General features: G+C 42.1%; 12 protein-coding genes. 7 read left to right on the top strand and 5 right to left on the bottom strand.

The genetic code is table 11. The annotated features are described in order from the left end of the window. Window positions 1-19 precede the first annotated feature (19 nt). Genes rng through tldD form a run of 4 tightly spaced genes read left to right on the top strand, consistent with a single transcriptional unit; the run spans window position 20 to window position 7681 of the window. Window positions 20-1489, top strand: coding sequence for a ribonuclease G (rng, locus tag ACM2FC_RS10405; protein ID WP_498480850.1), 1470 nt, complete (start codon window positions 20-22; stop codon window positions 1487-1489). Window positions 1490-1499: 10 nt separating this feature from the next. Next, entirely contained in the window at window positions 1500-5393 is a 3894-nt protein-coding gene (locus ACM2FC_RS10400; RefSeq protein ID WP_498480849.1) for a YhdP family protein, read from the top strand. A gap of 11 nt (window positions 5394-5404) precedes the next feature. Then, window positions 5405-6226, top strand: coding sequence for a carbon-nitrogen hydrolase family protein (locus ACM2FC_RS10395; RefSeq protein WP_498480848.1), 822 nt, complete (start codon window positions 5405-5407; stop codon window positions 6224-6226). Between the two features lie 9 nt (window positions 6227-6235). Continuing rightward, window positions 6236-7681: a metalloprotease TldD gene (gene tldD, locus ACM2FC_RS10390; RefSeq protein ID WP_498480847.1), complete on the top strand. Its 1446-nt coding sequence runs from the start codon at window positions 6236-6238 to the stop codon at window positions 7679-7681. A 76-nt stretch (window positions 7682-7757) separates the two neighbouring features. Here tldD and arcA read toward each other — a convergent pair whose 3' ends face one another. Continuing rightward, complete coding sequence (arcA, locus tag ACM2FC_RS10385) at window positions 7758-8978, bottom strand: arginine deiminase (RefSeq protein WP_498480846.1); 1221 nt, start codon at window positions 8976-8978, stop codon at window positions 7758-7760. A 572-nt stretch (window positions 8979-9550) separates the two neighbouring features. Between arcA and rraB the strand changes: the two genes are divergently transcribed. Further along, a complete protein-coding gene (gene rraB / locus ACM2FC_RS10380) occupies window positions 9551-9961 on the top strand; it encodes a ribonuclease E inhibitor RraB (RefSeq protein ID WP_498480845.1) in 411 nt (136 codons plus the stop codon). An 81-nt stretch (window positions 9962-10042) separates the two neighbouring features. Further along, a complete protein-coding gene (locus tag ACM2FC_RS10375; RefSeq protein WP_498480844.1) occupies window positions 10043-10813 on the top strand; it encodes a glycosyl hydrolase 2 galactose-binding domain-containing protein in 771 nt (256 codons plus the stop codon). 30 nt (window positions 10814-10843) lie between these two features. On the opposite strand, the gene ACM2FC_RS10370 is transcribed toward ACM2FC_RS10375, so the two are convergent. The 3 genes from ACM2FC_RS10370 to argR all read right to left on the bottom strand — a co-directional run bounded on the left by ACM2FC_RS10370 (window position 10844) and on the right by argR (window position 13554). After that, the gene (locus tag ACM2FC_RS10370) at window positions 10844-11776 is read right to left on the bottom strand and encodes a HoxN/HupN/NixA family nickel/cobalt transporter (RefSeq protein ID WP_498480843.1); all 933 of its coding nucleotides are present in this window, start codon (window positions 11774-11776) and stop codon (window positions 10844-10846) included. Between the two features lie 180 nt (window positions 11777-11956). Next, the gene (locus tag ACM2FC_RS10365) at window positions 11957-12922 is read right to left on the bottom strand and encodes a TAXI family TRAP transporter solute-binding subunit (protein ID WP_498480842.1); all 966 of its coding nucleotides are present in this window, start codon (window positions 12920-12922) and stop codon (window positions 11957-11959) included. Between the two features lie 161 nt (window positions 12923-13083). Continuing rightward, the gene (gene argR / locus ACM2FC_RS10360) at window positions 13084-13554 is read right to left on the bottom strand and encodes a transcriptional regulator ArgR (protein WP_498480841.1); all 471 of its coding nucleotides are present in this window, start codon (window positions 13552-13554) and stop codon (window positions 13084-13086) included. A gap of 330 nt (window positions 13555-13884) precedes the next feature. Between argR and mdh the strand changes: the two genes are divergently transcribed. Then, on the top strand, window positions 13885-14820 hold the full coding sequence (mdh, locus tag ACM2FC_RS10355; protein ID WP_498480840.1) for a malate dehydrogenase: 936 nt from the start codon (window positions 13885-13887) through the stop codon (window positions 14818-14820). Between the two features lie 94 nt (window positions 14821-14914). On the opposite strand, the gene ispB is transcribed toward mdh, so the two are convergent. Beyond that, a complete protein-coding gene (ispB, locus tag ACM2FC_RS10350; RefSeq protein WP_498480839.1) occupies window positions 14915-15886 on the bottom strand; it encodes an octaprenyl diphosphate synthase in 972 nt (323 codons plus the stop codon). Window positions 15887-16028 lie beyond the last annotated feature (142 nt).

The following is a 16028-nucleotide window of genomic DNA, read 5'->3' as shown; positions in this document are numbered from 1 at the left end:
ATTATAAAGAGGTACTCTTATGAGTGCAGAGTTGCTGTTAAACGTCACTCCGAGTGAAACTCGTGTCGCGATGATTGAAGCTGGAAGCCTTCAAGAAATTCATATCGAACGTGAAGCTCGCCGAGGTATTGTTGGAAACATCTACAAAGGAAAAGTGAGCCGGGTTCTGCCTGGAATGCAGGCGGCATTTGTAGATATTGGCTTAGATAAAGCGGCCTTTTTGCATGCTTCGGATATTGTTCCTCATACTGAATGTGTGTCAGAAAATGAAAAGCAGCAGTTTCAAGTGCGAGATATTTCTGAACTGGTTCGTCAGGGTCAGGATATCGTTGTGCAAGTGGTTAAAGATCCACTTGGAACAAAAGGTGCACGTCTCACGACAGATATTACCCTTCCTTCTCGTTATTTAGTCTTCATGCCCGGCGCTAGCCATGTTGGCGTTTCTCAGCGCATTGAAAGTGAGCAAGAGCGTGAGCGCTTAAAGTCAGTCGTTGCGAACTATTGTGACGAATTAGGTGGTTTTATCATTCGCACTGCGGCAGAAGGGGCTGATGAGCAAGAGCTTTCTCAAGATGCCTCGTTCTTAAAAAGGCTTTGGTCAAAGATTTTAGAGCGCAAATCCAAATACAAAACTCGAACGACTTTATATGGCGAGCTTGGACTCGCGCAAAGGATCTTACGTGATTTTGTAGGTACAGAGCTCAATAAAATCCTAATCGACTCCCGTTTGGAATATGAAAACCTGCAAGAGTTCACTTCAGAGTATGTTCCTGAGTTAACGGACAAGCTAGAGCTATTTGAAGGTGATAAACCTATTTTCGATATGTACGAAACTGAGAATGAAATTCAACGTTCTCTTGATCGTAAGGTAACACTCAAATCAGGTGGCTACCTAATTATCGATCAGACCGAAGCGATGACGACAATTGATATCAATACTGGTGCGTTTGTTGGTAGGAGAAATCTTGAAGAAACGATTTTCAACACCAATATTGAGGCGACTCAAGCAATCGCTCGCCAACTCAGGTTACGCAACTTGGGTGGCATCATTATTATCGACTTTATCGACATGTCTGCAGATGAACACCGAAGACGTGTATTGAGTTCTTTAGAAGCTGCGCTAGAAAAAGATCGAGTTAAAACCAATATTAATGGCTTTACCCAGCTTGGTTTGGTTGAGATGACCCGTAAGAGGACACGCGAAAGTATTGAACATGTTCTATGTTCTAGTTGTCCAACTTGTGAAGGGCGTGGCAGCGTGAAAACTGTCGAGACAGTTTGTTTCGAAATTCTACGTGAGATCACTCGAGTTAACCGCGCTTATGATGCGGATAAATTTGTTGTTTATGCTTCCCCAGCTGTTGCTGAAACTTTAGAAGGCGATGAATCTCACGCATTAGCTGAATTGGAAGTATTTATTGGTAAGGAAGTAAAGGTACAAGCGGAACCTTTATATATTCAAGAGCAATTCGACGTCGTTATGATGTAGAGGGTAGTCAGTGAAAGGCACTTTTCGGCGCTTATGGCGCTATTTTCTTTGGTCTCTTGCTAGTGTGCTGACTCTGTTCGCTATTTTAATCACTAGCTTCCGCGTCTTACTACCGCATCTCGATTATTTTCAAAATGATATTGCTCAGTGGTTAAATGATACCACTGGGCTAGAATTTCATGCTTCAAACATCAGTGGATATTGGGACAATTTACACCCATATATTTCCTTGCAGGGTTTTTCTGCCAAGTTACCCGATGGCAGTAAAGTAAAGCTATCTGCTGATGAAATTGATGTGGAGCTCGATTTTTGGCGTTCTCTGGTAAAAATGCAGCCTATTGTCGCTGATCTTCGAGTAAATGGGTTAAATTTGGATATTCGCACTATAAATTTAGATAGTGCATCCTCCAACAAGCCAGGCCATGTTAGTGAAGATCAAAGCTTTTTACACACGGTCGATCAATTACTGTTGCGCCAGTTAGACGGGTTTTCTCTAAGAAACTCTACGGTCTACTATCAATCTCTTGATGGTGGAGCGAGAAAATTGGATATCGATACGCTTAGGTGGAAAAACCAAGGTAGTCACCATCGCTTTCAAGGTATTGTAAGTATTGCAGATGTTAAGCTCAATTCACTACACGTCAATGCTAATTTTATAGATCACGGCTCCCTTAGTAATGTATCCGGTGAGTTTTACGTATCCGCTCATAATGTTTTGGTTACCCCTTGGCTGACTACGCATCTAAAGCTTGAGACTGGCATTGAAAAGGGGGACGTGAGCTTCAAAAGCTGGCTCACTTTGAAAAAAAGTCAACCTGTCGAAGCTTTAGTTAAGCTGGAGCCCTCAGAACTCATTTGGAAGGGCGATAAGAAGCATCAGGTGACTATTAGTTCGGGTGTTTTAAATCTTTCACCTGAAGGGGAAGGCTGGCAAGTCGTTGCTCAATCACTGGATATCAAAACCGACAATCAGAAGTGGCCTCACCTAGAAGCTGCATTTGACTGGCAGCCTAAACAGTGGCGACTCAATGTCTCTCAGATTGCGCTCTCGACTGTGACACCATTGTTTAAGTTAGTACCTAGCTTTAAATCAACGACAAAGTTATTGGATCAACTTAAGCCTGGCGGTAATTTGAAAGATATCCGAGTCTCGATGGGGCAAACTATCCAGTCACTAAAATATTCCGCATCATTAACGAATGGCAGTATGTCTCAATGGTACCTTCTGCCTGAAACACACCACCTTGAAGCGAATATTTCAGGCAATGCGCAACAAGCTGTTGTAGATGCTAGCCTCGAAAATGACGAACTTCCGTATGGGGACGTATTTCAAGCGCCGTTAAACATTAAAGATGGCCAGGTTAAAATTGTTTGGCAAAAAGAAGAGAATGGTTGGTCACTGTGGTCGAATAATGTTGATGTAACAACTCCTGACATGAGTGTCATTGGTGAATTCAAGCTCGATGTGCCTAACGATCAAAGTCCATTTCTATCGTTCTATACCGAAGCAAGCTTAAACAACGCGGGAGAAACGTGGCGTTATTTGCCAGCTTTGGCATTGGGGAATGGGTTAACGGATTATCTTTCTAAAGCTATCCAAGCAGGTAAAGTCAATAACGCCCAGTTGCTATGGTATGGTAGGTTATCTGACTTTCCTTACACGACCCACGATGGCATTTTTCAAGCATCGGTAAAACTCAAAGATGCCAAATTTAGCTTCGACACGAAATGGCCTGCTATCACTGACCTGCAACTTAACTTGCTGTTTCAAAATGACGCAATGTACTTGGATTCCACTCATGCCGACTTAAAAGGGGTAAAAGCGCTATCCATTAAAGGAGAAATTGCACACCTAACAGCAGATGGACATTTGAAGTTACAAGCTAAGGTCGAAGGACAAGGGAATGCCGTTAGGAGTTATATGACAGCGACACCTCTCGTGGATTCCGTTGGTGCAGCCCTAACAACTATTCAAATTAATGGACCAGTTAAGTCTGACTTTCAGCTAGATATTCCTCTTAACGGTAATCAACCTCATGTTTGGGGATACGCTGATTTGAAAGATAATCATGTGCATGTGAAAACACCTGCGATGGATTTGACCTCGGTAACTGGCAGAATTAACTTTGACGATGATGTGGTCGATTCAAAGATGCTTACAGCAAACCTACTCGATCAGCCCATAAAGTTAAACTTTAATGGTGAGAATGGTAGTAAAGCTTACGATGTAAAAATTCATCTCGATGGCAATTGGCAGGTCAAGCCTTTGGCGCCATATGTGGGTAAACGATGGATCAATCGTTTGTCTGGTAGTGCACCTTGGAGTACTCAAGTTGATATTCAGCTGAAAGACACAGGATTCACCTATCAAGTCAATAGTGAAGCGGACCTGAAAACAGTCGCAAGTCAGTATCCTTACCCGCTTACCAAAGCAAGTGGCGTTGAAGAAAAAGCAAGGTTGCAAGTATCGGGGAACCAAGAGTCAATTAGCGCAAGGTTTTCTATCCCAAACCTCAAATATCAGACAGAGATAGACATCCGTAAAGATGTGCCGGTGCTGAAGGCAAACTATGTTCTGGTAGGAAATGGCAACTTTAAAGTGAGCCCTGTGGTTGGAAACAGTGTTGTCGTTCGCACGGATAAATTCAATCTAGATAAATGGCAAGAGATTCTGTTTCCTTCAGCCTCAAACAGTACTCAGAATGGAAAGAGTGCAGCAGGTAGCTCAAGTACGATGGGCTCAATTGAAATACCGACGCCGCAGAAAGTCACTCTGGATGTAAAAAACTTAACCTATGTAACGTTGGATTGGCACGATGTTAAGTTTAGTGCAAAAAGAAAAGCGCTGGGATGGTATATGAGCTTAGATAGCTTAGAAGCTAAGGGGGACGCTAACTATATCGACCCGTATGATCTAAGTGTCTCGCTGGACCGATTGCAAATCTATATCCCGGGGCTTGATGAGAACGATAAGAAAAAGAATAAAAGCTTGTTTGAAGCTGCAAACAGCAAAACGCCTGCGGCTATCTCTAGCTTTGATCGAGAGTTCCACAAAGCGGCACCAAATATTACCTTAGCCATTAAAGATTTTTGGTTCCAAGGTTATCGGGTTGGGCAGCTGCACCTAAACTTAGTACGCAAGAATGATAAGTTGGAGTGGACCAAGTTGTCTGTATCCAGTGGCAGCAATCACGTTGATGCGACGGGCTATTGGCTGCTGAATGGTGATACCAATCGAACTAAGTTCAATATTACCGTTAAAGGAAAAAATAACAGCGACTTAATGCAGCGTTTTGGTATTACTTCAGGCATCCAGAAGGCACCATTTGATATCACTTCGACTCTGGAATGGGATGGCGCTCCTTGGTCAATGCAAGTTGATACCTTAAATGGCACAGTAAACACTAAGCTTGGGAAAGGTGTCATTCCTAACGTTAGCGGTGCGGCTAATTTATTGGGCTTATTTAGTCTCGATTCCATCATTCGCAAAATGCAGCTAGATTTCACTGGTGTGTTCGATAAAGGGATGGCATTTAATTTGATTACTGGAACTGGAAAAATTAAAGATGGCGTATTTGTTACCAACGACATAAAAATGGATGCCGTTGCCGGTGTCATGACGATTAAAGGATTAGCGAACCTCAATACCCAGATGGTCGATGCAGAGGTAAACTTTACCCCTGATATTACATCAGGGATCCCAGTTTTGAGTGCATTTGCCGTGACGCCTGTGACCGCATTGTACGTGTTAGCGGTTACCACGGTTATCTCTCCAGTTGTAGAAGTCTTTACTCAAGTAAATTATTCAGTAAAAGGGTCATTAGATAATCCAAAAGTCACTGAAATCTCGCGTAGTAAAGGTGAATTTAAGTTGCCAGAAAAACTGCGTGAAGAGCTGAAATAATGAGGGGTGATATGAAGCGTGTTGGCGTTATACAGATGACTTCAGGTCCATGTTTAGCCGATAACTTGGCTTATATTGCCGGCCAAGTCGAAAAATTGTCTGAGCAGGGGGCGCAGTTAATTTTGACTCCAGAAAACACCTTGGTTTTTGGTAGCAAGCAAGATTATCACAATGCTTCTGAAAGACTAGGACAGGGTGAAACCCAGAAACAGCTTTCGCACATCGCTAAGGTAAACAATGTTTGGTTGGTGATTGGTAGTTTCCCTATTCAACATGAAAATGGTGTGTTCACCACGATGTTGGTGTTTAATGATAGTGGTGAATTAACGGCGTCGTACAACAAGCTGCATATGTTTGACGTTGATGTTGCAGATCAGCATCAACGTTACCGCGAGTCAGATATTTTTACACCAGGTGCAGAGATTGTTACTGTTGAGTCTTCTGTAGGTTATTTAGGATTAACAATCTGTTATGATTTGCGTTTCCCACACCTATATTCCGAGTTAGTTAATAAAGAGGCTCAGGTAATACTGGTACCGGCGGCGTTTACCGAAGTAACTGGCAGAGCGCATTGGGAAATACTTCTTCGCGCTAGAGCGATTGAGACTCAGTGCTGGATTGTGGCAGTAAACCAGACAGGTACCCATACTGGTGGACGAAGCACTTGGGGCCATTCTATGGTGATTAATCCGTGGGGAGAGATCGTGGCCCAGCTAGACCAGAAATCAGAGAGCATGGTTGCGGATATTGACTTGAGTATGATTGAGCAAGTTAGAAGTAAAATGCCAATTCGTAACCATAGCCGCTTTGGACAGCAATTTAATGAAAAATAAGAGCAGAATATGACTATAAATAGCGTTGAAGAAGCGTTGCTCAAGCCTGCGGGTTTGACTGAACAGGATATTGCGAGCACGTTGGAAAGTATCGCGACTCGGCAGATTGACTATGCCGATATTTATTTTCAATCTAGCTGGCATGAGTCTTTAGTACTCGAAGATAGTATTATTAAAGATGGCTCTTTTAACATAGATCGCGGTGTTGGGGTTCGAGCGGTCGCTGGAGAAAAAACTGGCTTTGCTTATTCAGATCAGATTCAACTTGATGGGCTTAAACAAAGTGCTATTGCTGCAAGAGGCATTGCGAAGAAGGGGCAAAGCGGTTCTGTGCAAGCCTTTAGACGCAATGTGAATCCAGAGTATTACCAATCCGTCAATCCGCTATCTAGTTGGGAGAAAGAGCAAAAAACAGAATTGCTCAAACAGTTGGATGCTTATATCAGAACGAAAGAGCCACTAGTTCAAGAGGTCTCTGTAAGCTTGACTGCCGTCCATGAACAAATGCTCGTTGCTGCCACAGATGGTACCTATGCTGGAGATATTCGCCCATTGGTTCGTCTCTCTATAAGCGTTCTTTTGCAAAAAGGTGAAAGGAGAGAGCGAGGTAGTGCTGGTGGTGGTGGTCGTTTTGGTTATGACTACTTTTTAACCGATAGCCAAGGCAGCAAAGTTGCCTATGAATTTGCTGACGAAGCGATACGACAAGCACTCGTTAACCTAGAGGCGGTGGCAGCGCCAGCGGGAACAATGCCAGTGATTCTTGGCTCCGGTTGGCCTGGGGTTCTTTTACATGAAGCGGTTGGCCATGGTTTAGAAAGCGACTTCAACCGTAAAGAGTCTTCGGTATTTACTGGTAAAATCGGTCAAAGCGTGACTTCAGATCTCTGTACAATTGTTGATGACGGCACGCTTAAGGATTTACGTGGTTCAGTGAACATTGATGATGAAGGTGTTGAAGGTCAGTATAATGTACTGGTCGAGAAAGGCGTTCTAAAAGGCTATATGCAAGATAAATTAAATGCGCGCTTGATGGGTGTTAACCCAACAGGTAATGGTCGCAGAGAGTCTTATGCCCACCTACCTATGCCTAGAATGACGAATACCTACATGTTGCCAGGTGAGCATACTTCAGAAGAAATCATTTCAACAGTAGAGAAAGGTCTGTACGCACCTAACTTTGGCGGTGGGCAAGTCGATATCACTTCTGGCAAGTTCGTATTTTCTACCTCAGAAGCGTATTTGATTGAGAACGGTAAAGTCACTCAACCTGTTAAAGGCGCTACTCTAATTGGCTCAGGTATTGAAGCGATGCAACAAGTCTCAATGGTTGGTAATGACCTTAGTATTGACCGAGGCGTTGGAGTTTGTGGTAAAGCGGGTCAGAGTGTGCCTGTCGGTGTCGGCCAACCGACCCTGAAGTTAGATTCGATAACGGTGGGTGGTACTGATTAACTTATCGCTCAACCGCTTTAAAATAAAAAATGGTGACGTAACGTCACCATTTTTTTATTGGTGCTAGTAAATGAGGTTATATTCCATCTCTCTCAATAGGGCAGCTCATGCAGCGTGCACCGCCACGACCTCGGCCTAATTCGTTACCAGGAATGGTAAGTACCGTAATGCCTGCTTTGTCGTATTTTTCGTTCGTATAAACATTTCGCTCATAGCCAATCACGACACCAGGTTTCACCGTTAGTACATTGTTTGCATCATTCCATTGTTCACGCTCGGCTTCATAGTTATCACCGCCAGTTGTGATGATTTTGAGCTGATCTACTCCTAATGCTTGCTCAATAGCATGAATATAGCTTGGTACTTTTTCAACGTGCATACCGCCATCTTGTTTTGGGGTAAGACGCCAAGTATCGAGATCTTCACGCACAATCTCTGGATAAACAGAGAAGGTATCAACATCCATATGGGTCATCACAGTATCAAGGTGCATACATGAACGATGCTTCGGAAGATCAATGGCAATTACTTGTTTAGCTTGACCATGTTTAAACAGGCTAGCTGCAAGGTTCTCTACGCCTTGCGGTTTGGTCCGTTCAGAAATGCCGATAAGCACGGCTTCTTTACCAATCACCAATACGTCACCACCTTCAATATTCGCATTATCGTAGTGAAGATCTTCATTACCAAAGTACTTAATAAAGTCTTCATTGGCGAAAACCGGGTGCCAGCGGTAAATTGCTCTCAGATGATTCGTTTCTCTTTGTCGTGCAGGTTTCATCATTGGATTTAGTGAAACACCACCGTATACCCAGCAAGAAGTATCACGGGTAAATAGGTGATTTGGCAGTGGCTCAATGACAAAGTCTAACGGACGATGCATTTTTGGCAACATGGAAGAAGACTGAATGGGCAACTCAGAGTATGCAAGGCCGCCTAACAAAACAGTGGCAAGGTGTTCATTATCCATCTCTGCAAGATAACGACGTAGATCGTTAGCAAAGGTTGGCCCATAACGAAAGTCTGATATTTGTGTTTTTAACAGCCATTCTCTAGCTTCAGGTACTTCGAGTGTTTCGACAAATAGATCATGTAAAAGAAGAACTTCTACGCCTTGTTGCTTTAAGGTGTTTGCAAACACATCGTGCTCTTTTCCAGCTGCTTCGACCGCCAATACATCATCAAACAATAGCTCGTGGCAATTGGATGGTGTTAGGTGGGTGAGTGCTCGTTCGGGGCGATTTAAAAGTACTCGCCTTAATTGTCCTACCTCAGAGCCGACATACAACTTACTCATATTGCTTCCTTACTTTTCTACATACACTTATATATGACAAGATTGTGAAAGATATGCAAGTCAATATAATCATGACAAATTCTGTATATTCCTGATTATTAGATATATATGTTGCCATAAGGTTAAAATTTATGTTCTTTGTAATATATATAACTAAATGATAGCAGCCAAAACGATGCGTTGTTATTCGAACTGGTAAGCATTTTCTAGGTGACTTAGATTGCTTATAAAGTGCAATAATATGCATTATGTGTTGCAGAAGTTAGTTGAGTGTGTAGTTTTATGCGTTTTCATTAGTGGCGCTTTTATCAGCGAACAGCAGATAATTATTCTAGTTTTCTTATTTTCCTGATTAAAAGTTTCAATTTATAAAATTCTGAATCGAAGCTGATGAAAGTGGGCTAATTTAGAACATAAATGGTTAGTGGCAGAAATTCGCTGAAGTTGTCAGATAGTAATGGTATTTCACTGCTAACCATGCGATATTGCGTGGCTTGAGGTTTTTTGACCTTTTTTACACTTTTGTGAACAATAATTTCTAGCGTTATGAGAAACAACATTGGAGAAATGCCATGTCTCAAGAAGACTATCTATCAGTAGAAGAGCTGATTGAAATTCAAAAAGAAGACACCCGAGATATTATTCAAGCTCTCTTGGAAGATGGCAGCGATCCAGATGCGGTTTACGACATTGAGCATCACCTATTTTCTGAGGATTTCGATACGTTAGAAAAAGCAGTCATCGACGCTTTCAAAATGGGTTTTGAGGTGCTAGAAGCTGAAGAAACAGAAGATGAAGATGGCAACAAATTATTCTGTGTCGATGCGACTATGCAATCTCCTTTAGATGAAAATATCATCGGCGAGCAGGTGCAAAAATTAGTCGAGCTTGCTGAAAAACACGACATTATTTATGACGGTTGGGGGACTTTTTATGAAGGTGAAGATGCCGTTTACGAAGATGACGAAGAAATTGACGAATAAGTAGTAAAGTTCAACTAGGTAGCTGATTGGATAAACCAGCTGCCTTTTATTTCAAAGTTTTCAGTTATTGTTAGGACCAGTATGCAAATAACCTTAAGTGATAATTGGCAGCTCTCTTCTCTAACCGACTCATCTTTACCGCTATGTCATTTGTCCCTACCTAACCTAATCGCTTCTGCACTGCCGAGTACTTTAACTCAAGAACAAGTGTCTCAGCAGGAATGGTACCTGTCCCATAAATTTTACCTTGATGAAGAGTCGCTAAATTATCCTGCTATCGACTTAGTGATTGGTGGAGTTGAGCGATACGCCGAAGTTAGAATTAATGGCGTTGCAGTCTTCGATTGTGATGGTTCACAAACTGTTTATCAGCGAGATGTTCGCCCTTTGCTCTATGTGGGTAAAAACCTTATTGAAGTATTACTTATTGAGCCTGATGAAGATTGGCTAGCTGAGGTTAGCTCAAACTTTAACGTTGAAGTAAAAAACGCCCAGCTTGAGATCTCTCAAGCGCCATATTTACAGACTATATCAAATATAAGGCTAGAAGAGGTCCATACAGAACAAGTATGGCATCATGGTGGGGGATGTGAGCTCATTGTTGATGTATTCTATTCCACACTGCGTCCTGGGTTAGTTTCTGCAGCAGTGAAATTTGATGGCATGACATATCAGCTGCCGCTAGATGTACGAGATGATCACGTAAAAGCGATATTTCAAGTTGAAGCGCCAATCTACAGCGATATTGACAATCCAAACCCTAATGATTGCTATGAATTGTCGGTTGAACTTGATGGGCAAACATACAGCACAACTGTGGCGTTGAGTGACGCTTTGTGCGCCACTCAATGAGAGTTTCAATTTAACTCGTTTTGATTAGAGTTATGAAGACTTGATAGAGAGTTTGTTTTTGCTTCTAGGACTCACAATGAGCCAACTGCCTGCAAAGATGGCAATAATAAAGATTCCGATAAGCTCAGAATGGGTTGAGAAATATTGAGCGACAGCTGTCTGCTCATTCAATAGTGAAAGAATTTCCATACCTGCAATACCAAGCGCTACAACCACAGAGAAGGCGGTTATCCACAAATTGTAGCGACGACGGTTACTTGCATTTAATGTTGACCACTTGCATAAATGAAGTTGCATCCAACTATCTAAAGCATCTGTTAATACCATTCCTAATGCAAATGACAGAGGTAGCAGCAGTATAAAATATATGGCAACACCGTTCATGGTTTGAGTTGCGGCCATGCCCAGCAGTGCAATTTCAGTGGCAGTATCAAAACCGAGGCCAAATAGAAAACCGACGATGTACATATACTTCGGGTGAGTGACTTTGTCGAAGAGTCGGTGGAAAATCTTGAAAAATATTCCGCTTGGAGATTCATCACTTGATTCATTTTTATAAGCATTGACGAAAATTCGACCATTGAGCAGCCCGGTAACAATCAAGAAGCCAATTGACATGGCAGTGCCAATTGCAGCACCAATATTATTTAAAGTTGCGTTGCCTTGGAATGTTAGTACCCCTAAAACGATCATCAGAGTCATAAGAAATACGACACTAGAGTGTCCTAGGGCAAAGTATATTCCGACAGTGTAGCTATCTTGTTTTCTAGCAACCATTTTGCGCGTAACGTTATCAATAGCAGCAATATGATCAGCGTCCAAACCGTGGCGCACCCCAAGAGAGAATGCTAATACGCAAAAGATAGCAAGTTTTGATTCATTCGGAATAGCAGAATAGATCAGTAGACCACTTATTAGGACTGCGGCCAATAAAATCAGTATCGGCTTTTTAAATTCTTTCATTTGAGCTCTTTATTAGCGTAGGCACTAGCTTCAATTCTAGAGAAAAGCAGTCGTTGTTTGCTCTAGTTGAATCTAGTTAACAAAAATTGCGATAACGGTAGTCATTTTCAACGCTTTGGTCATTGATCGACAACATAAAAGTTACGTATTGAAAGCAAATATTAAGAATGCGAGCGCCCGCTACTTTATCAATCCGACTTCTCTGTAATATTTTTTTGCACCGGGGTGCAGTGGAATAGTTAGGCCCGCAGCGATCATATCTTCTTTTTTTAGATTGCTCAGTGCTGGGTGCATACGAATAAAGGTGTCAAAATTTTCAAACACTGCTTTAGTGACAATGTAGGCTACTTCGTTGGGTGTGTTGGTACTCGTCACAAGTGTTGCCACAACACCAAAGCTTTGAGTATCTGGTTGCGAGGGTGAATACATACCTGCAGGAATAGTGCTGTAAGCGTAATACGGATTATCTGCGACAATCTTATCTATTTGGGGGCCAGTGACGGGAACTAGCTTTGCATTGCAAGAGGTGAATGCTTCTTTTATTGGCCCATTTGGGTGACCTACTACATAAACAAAGGCATCAATATTGTTGTTGCAAAGCGCTTGCGAGCGTTCAGCTCCAGTTAATTCGCTTGGTTGCTTAAAGCTCTCACTTGTCCAGCCCATGACATTCATAACGACACCCATTGTGGCGCGGTCTCCCGACCCAGGGTTGCCTATATCAACACGAGATCCCTTTATATCCAATAGTGTTTGTATAGAGGAATTGGATTGGGTAATGAGATTAAAAACTTCAGTATGAAGGGAAAACAATGCACGTAATTTTTTATATGGACCTTGCTCTGAGAATTTACCTGTACCGTTGTAGGCGTGATATTGCCAATCAGACTGGACAATACCAAAATCGAGTTCTTTGTCGCGGATAGAGTTGACGTTGTATATTGAGCCGCCTGTTGATTCGACAGAACAGCGAGTATTGTGCTCTTTTCTTCCTTGGTTCACCAGCTTACAAATTGCCCCACCTGCTGGATAGTAAACGCCAGTGACAGAGCCGGTACCGATAGTGATGAACTGCTGAGCGTAGCTCGTCTGAAAACTTATCATAGCAGCAATAAAAGTAGCCACTAATAACACTCGCATCCTCATGAGCATATCTCCCTGATATAGCCCGAATCACTATTCTAAAGTGTATACAAAAACCACAAGTAAAAGGTGAGAATTTCGTATTTTGTTACGTATTTTTCGTATAAAAAATGGCGCACCTTCGATGCCCCATCTTAGTGTGAATGCTGTTACTTGAAGGTAAATCAGCCAGTGTATTCAAATAGTTCACATACTGACTGGAACACTTGCTCTGTAGTCACATCCATTGTTGGCGTAATGAAGATTGTATCGTCACCAGCAACGACGCCTAAAATCCCTTCTGATTTTCCTAGAGAATCTAGTAGGCGAGCGATTAATTGTGCAGCGCCAGGCCCCGTGTGAATAACAATTAACGCACTGTTCCTATCAATTCCCAGTACTAGCTCCTTTAGAGAACTCGATGCTGTTGGGACACCTAACTCAGCAGGCAAACAATATACCATCTCCATTTTGGCATTACGTGTTCTTACCGCGCCAAACTTGGTTAGCATTCGGGAAACCTTCGACTGGTTAATGTTGTCGAAGCCTTGTTGTTTCAGAGCCTCAACAATATCGCTTTGCGAGCCGAATCTTTCCTCTTTTAGTAGGGCTTTGAAAGCGCGAACTAAGTTTTCTTGTTTTTCTGAATTGCGCATGATTTTGTTTCTTTCGTTATTTACGTATCGTTACAGTGAATATTTTCGCATACCTACTTGAATATAGCCATATTGATCAAAATTAAACCCTTCTCACGAAAGTATAATTATTATTATAGTTGATGAAATTGTTAACTGTATGATTTTAAACAATTTGCAATGTTGTCTGGATTTTTAGTAATTCAAGTAAAAAAACCTCAATGCGTGACATCGCAAAGCTGATGTTTATTTGATTGTAATCAAAGAATTCTTGCTATAATTCGTCTGGTCAACAAACCTGAACCTCATATCCAACGATTATAAATAAGATCTCATCCCAAGGAGAACACAATGAAAGTAGCCGTTGTTGGTGCCGCTGGTGGCATCGGTCAAGCTTTAGCCCTTCTACTTAAAAATCATCTACCAGCAGGCTCTGATCTTGCTCTGTATGATATTGCACCAGTTACTCCAGGTGTTGCCGCGGATCTCAGCCACATCCCAACGCCAGTTTCTATTAAAGGCTACGCTGGTGAAGATCCAACTCCAGCTCTTGAAGGTGCCGATATTGTCTTAATCTCAGCGGGCGTTGCGCGAAAGCCGGGAATGGATCGTGCGGATCTCTTCAATGTGAATGCTGGCATAGTTAAATCTCTTGCTGAAAAAATTGCGGTTGTCTGTCCAAGTGCTTGTATTGGCATCATCACAAACCCTGTAAACACAACAGTGCCAATTGCTGCTGAGGTACTTAAAAAGGCAGGAGTTTATGACAAGCGTAAGCTTTTTGGTGTGACGACTCTTGATGTTATCCGTTCTGAAACTTTTGTTGCTGAACTTAAAGGTAAGAATCCATTCGACCTGGATGTGCCTGTCATCGGTGGTCACTCTGGTGTGACTATTTTGCCGCTGCTTTCTCAAATTGACGGTGTCGACTTCTCCCAAGATGAAATCGAAGCATTAACCAAGCGTATCCAAAATGCGGGCACAGAAGTTGTGGAAGCAAAAGCGGGTGGTGGTAGTGCGACACTTTCTATGGGGCAAGCGGCTTGTCGTTTTGGTCTTTCTTTAGTGAAAGCAATGCAAGGTGAATCAAACATTGTAGAGTGTGCATACGTTGAGGGCGACGGAGAGCATGCCCCATTCTTTGCTCAGCCAATCAAGCTTGGCAAAAATGGTGTTGAAGAAATCTTAAGCTATGGAGCACTTAGTGCTTACGAGAAATCGTCTTTAGATAGCATGTTAGAAACGTTAAACGGTGACATCAAAATTGGTGTGGAATTTGTGAAGTAGAATTTTTGCAAACTTTACAAACAAAAATAGCTGACCTTCGGATCAGCTATTTTTTCGCTTTCGATTTATTCTCTATCTAAAAGAGTTACAGGTTTTACTTGCTTCGATGTACGGCAAGATGCGCTAGTGAGACAAGCGCTTGCTTATACTCGCTATCAGGTATGATATCGAGCTCTGCTATTGCTTTATCTGCTTCTTGTACGGCTTTGTCTTGTGTGTATTGTAGTGAGCCAGTCGTATTCATAATAGATAGAATACGATCTAAGTGCTCCATGCCGTTCGCTTTCTCTATTGCCTCTTTAATTAACTCGGCATCTTCACCCGAGCTTTTTTGCATAGCATAAAGAAGGGGGAGAGTAGGCTTTCCTTCAGCAAGATCGTCGCCGACGTTTTTCCCCATCTCTTTGCCATCAGAAGTGTAATCCATGACATCGTCAATCAATTGGAATGCTGTGCCTAAATATTTACCGTAATTTTGTAGTGCAGTTTCGACTTCTTCTGATGCATCAGACAAAATAGCGCCTATTTGGGTTGCTGCTTCGAATAGACGTGCGGTTTTTGAGTAAATAACTTGCATGTAGTCTTCTTCAGTTACAGAAGAGTCATTGCAGTTGATCAATTGCTGGACTTCACCTTCCGCGATAATGTTTACCGCGTCGCTCATTAGCTCTAAGATCTTTAACGATCCTAGTTTGGTCATCATTTGGAATGAGCGAGTGTAAATAAAGTCACCAACCAGCACACTTGCAGCGTTGCCAAATGCAGCGTTCGCTGTTGCTTTACCTCTGCGCATGTCTGATTCATCGACAACATCGTCATGCAGTAAGGTTGCTGTATGGATAAACTCTATAAAAGCAGCGGCTGTGGTATGATGCTCGCCTTGATAACCTAGCGCTTTAGCTGATAGTACAGCAAGCAATGGACGTAAACGCTTGCCACCACCACTGACAATATACAATCCGAGCTGATTGATTAGAGCAACATCAGAATTAAGTTGGTTTTGAATTGTTTGGTTTACTTTTGCCATGTCATTGGCAGTAAGTTTTTGGATAGCGTTAAAATCCATTATAAATCCGGCTGAGAATAGATGTGGCTTTTGTTGTTCGGTTGCGAATAATACACTAATTCTTACTGTTTAATATATGATAAATACGTGTCATTCGGGTAAAAATTCTTGGTGATTAGCAATCGACCAATTTTTTTCATTT

This window comes from Vibrio sp. A37, from assembly GCF_059777565.1.
The sequence above is the reverse complement of the archived record's forward strand: the minus strand, read 5'-3'. Positions and strand labels throughout refer to the sequence as shown.

Excerpts from the sequence above, each read along its gene's own strand:
- rng (WP_498480850.1), top strand. The coding sequence starts at position 20 with ATGAGTGCAGAGTTGCTGTTAAACGTCACTCCGAGTGAAACTCGTGTC.
- ACM2FC_RS10395 (WP_498480848.1), top strand. The coding sequence starts at position 5,405 with ATGAAGCGTGTTGGCGTTATACAGATGACTTCAGGTCCATGTTTAGCC.
- tldD (WP_498480847.1), top strand. The coding sequence starts at position 6,236 with ATGACTATAAATAGCGTTGAAGAAGCGTTGCTCAAGCCTGCGGGTTTG.
- arcA (WP_498480846.1), bottom strand. The coding sequence starts at position 8,978 with ATGAGTAAGTTGTATGTCGGCTCTGAGGTAGGACAATTAAGGCGAGTA.
- rraB (WP_498480845.1), top strand. The coding sequence starts at position 9,551 with ATGTCTCAAGAAGACTATCTATCAGTAGAAGAGCTGATTGAAATTCAA.
- ACM2FC_RS10375 (WP_498480844.1), top strand. The coding sequence starts at position 10,043 with ATGCAAATAACCTTAAGTGATAATTGGCAGCTCTCTTCTCTAACCGAC.
- ACM2FC_RS10370 (WP_498480843.1), bottom strand. The coding sequence starts at position 11,776 with ATGAAAGAATTTAAAAAGCCGATACTGATTTTATTGGCCGCAGTCCTA.
- ACM2FC_RS10365 (WP_498480842.1), bottom strand. The coding sequence starts at position 12,922 with ATGAGGATGCGAGTGTTATTAGTGGCTACTTTTATTGCTGCTATGATA.
- argR (WP_498480841.1), bottom strand. The coding sequence starts at position 13,554 with ATGCGCAATTCAGAAAAACAAGAAAACTTAGTTCGCGCTTTCAAAGCC.
- mdh (WP_498480840.1), top strand. The coding sequence starts at position 13,885 with ATGAAAGTAGCCGTTGTTGGTGCCGCTGGTGGCATCGGTCAAGCTTTA.
- ispB (WP_498480839.1), bottom strand. The coding sequence starts at position 15,886 with ATGGATTTTAACGCTATCCAAAAACTTACTGCCAATGACATGGCAAAA.